The sequence below is a fragment of the Acinetobacter sp. TG2027 genome (assembly GCF_000302435.1).
Classification (GTDB): Bacteria; Pseudomonadota; Gammaproteobacteria; order Pseudomonadales; family Moraxellaceae; genus Acinetobacter; species Acinetobacter pittii.
Map to the genome: position 1 here is coordinate 1 of NZ_AMJN01000043.1, position 1,589 is coordinate 1,589.

At 46.8% G+C, this 1,589-nt stretch carries 1 protein-coding gene; it reads right to left on the reverse strand.

Features of this window, described 5'->3' with window-relative positions; translation table 11 throughout:
• Positions 1 to 23 precede the first annotated feature (23 nt).
• On the reverse strand, positions 24 to 1,589 hold a 1,566-nt coding region (locus B806_RS0112020), incomplete at its 5' end, for an aldehyde dehydrogenase (NADP(+)) (RefSeq protein WP_017403070.1).

Here is a 1,589-nt window from a genome sequence, read left to right on the forward strand (position 1 = left end):
TTGTGGTCTCTTTTTTTAATTGATTAGATCGCTTCTTTGGTCATCTCACCATTCACCAACCTTAAAATCTGCAATGGATTGCTGTCTTTTAAAGCCTCTGGCAATAAGCTTTGCGTATAGTTTTGATAACACACAGGTTTTAAGTAACGGTCAATGGCCAAGGTTCCGACTGAGGTGCCTCGTGCATCTGAAGTTGCTGGGTATGGCCCGCCGTGTACCATGGCATCACAAACTTCTACACCTGTTGGGTAGCCATTTATGAGTAATCGACCGGCTTTTTCCTCTAGCACAGGAACCACATCTGCAAACTCGGTTAAGTCTGCCTCATCGGCAATTAAAGTCGCAGTCAGCTGCCCATTCATGCTTTGTAAGGCCTGAATGAGTTGGGCTTTATCTTCAACTTCAATGATGACTGTGGTTGGTCCAAAGATTTCTTCTTGCAGAAGCTGGTCACCCGCCAGTAACAGCTCAACATCGGCTTTAAACAGTTGTGGCTGTGCCTGATTGCTTAGCTGGGTTTGACCTGCCAAATGCTTGATGCCTTGATGCTCGGTTAAGTGCTCAAGACCAGCGGTATAACTTTTTAAGGTGCCGGCATTCAGCATAGTCTGCGCAGGCTTAGCGCCCATAATTTCAGTCAGGTTGCTAATGAGCTGAGTAAACTCAGCTGATTTAATTCCCAAAATTAAACCCGGATTGGTACAGAACTGACCACAGCCTAAAACAACCGAATCTGCCAAGTCCTGTGCAATTTTTTCACCACGGGTTTTCAGGGCTTCTGGCAACATCAGCATCGGGTTAATACTGCTCATTTCAGCAAATACGGGAATTGGCTGTGGACGGGCTGCGGCCATGTCACATAAAGCGCGACCACCACGAAGTGAACCGGTAAAACCCACAGCCTGAATTAAAGGATGTTTCACTAAAGGTTCACCCACACCATTACCGTAGATCATGTTAAATACACCTTTAGGCATATTTGATTTTTCTATGGCACGCTCAATTGCCTGCGCTACAAAATCTGCTGTCGCCATATGTCCACTATGGGCTTTCACCACTACAGAGCAACCTGCGGCGAGTGCCGAAGCAGTGTCACCACCCGCAGTTGAGAATGCTAAAGGAAAGTTGCTTGCCCCAAAGACTGCCACAGGGCCAACACCGATTTTAATCTGACGCAGGTCTGGGCGAGGTAAAGGCTGACGCTCAGGTAAAGCGGTATCAATACGAGCACCTAAAAAATCACCACGGCGCAACACTTTGGCAAACAAACGCATTTGCCCACTGGTACGACCACGTTCGCCTTGCAAACGTGCAAGTGGCAAAGCAGTTTCCTGTGAGACGATTTCAAGGAAATCTGTACCCAAAGCATCGAGCTCATCGGCAATATTTTCTAAAAAAGTAGCACGCTGTTCAGTAGACGTATGACGATAAGTCTTAAACGCTTGACTTGCAGCTTCACAGGCTTGATTCACCTCTTGCTCAGTTGCATGGTGAAACTCATAAGGTAGAGCCTCGCCAGTCGTAGCATGAATACTTTTTAATAAGGTTGTACCTTGTGCGCTGCGTGAACCGCCAATAAAGTTGTGTCC